The following is a 538-nucleotide window of genomic DNA, read 5'->3' on the forward strand; positions in this document are numbered from 1 at the left end:
TCTCGATTTCAGAACAGCCAATATCCTCTCCTCGAATTGGTCGAACAGCATGTTCTCCTCTATGTCGGGCATGCCTCCTGGATTGGCATGTTTGAAAGGCATTGCGAAGCTGATCCTAAGTGTGTGATCAGATGTACCCACAAACGGCTTCAGGCCGGTATTGATCCGCAGAATTATTGGATACCCGTCGTACTCAATCATCCCAACGGCCCATCGTTCGTTGTCGAACATGGAGTCTTGCTTTGATCTTTTCTTGAAGAGATTAAACATGCGAAGTTCCTGTTATAACAGAGTATAGCCATGACATGTGACCAATGTGCCAGGCAGTACGTCCGAAGATACGGGACACCATCAGAATCGAAGAACGAAATCCTGGTTGATCAGCATTTGAGGTTCTCTCTCTCACGGAATGCATGTCACGAGTACGCTTTCAATATCCGTCATTAACCTCGCATTGGCCGGCAAAATAGTGACCATAGGCCCCGCGATTGTCGAAGATCCGAGGATCAAGACCGTTCGGCTGAAGGGCGCGATAAGC

General features: G+C 48.3%; 1 protein-coding gene. It reads right to left on the reverse strand.

Annotated features, from left to right (window positions below):
- On the reverse strand, positions 1 to 231 hold a 231-nt coding region (locus ACLD7X_RS18190; protein ID WP_425625486.1), incomplete at its 3' end, for a DUF695 domain-containing protein.
- Positions 232 to 538 lie beyond the last annotated feature (307 nt).

It is taken from the genome of Aphanothece microscopica RSMan92, assembly GCF_046613545.2.
Taxonomy (GTDB): Bacteria; Cyanobacteriota; Cyanobacteriia; order PCC-6307; family Cyanobiaceae; genus NIES-981.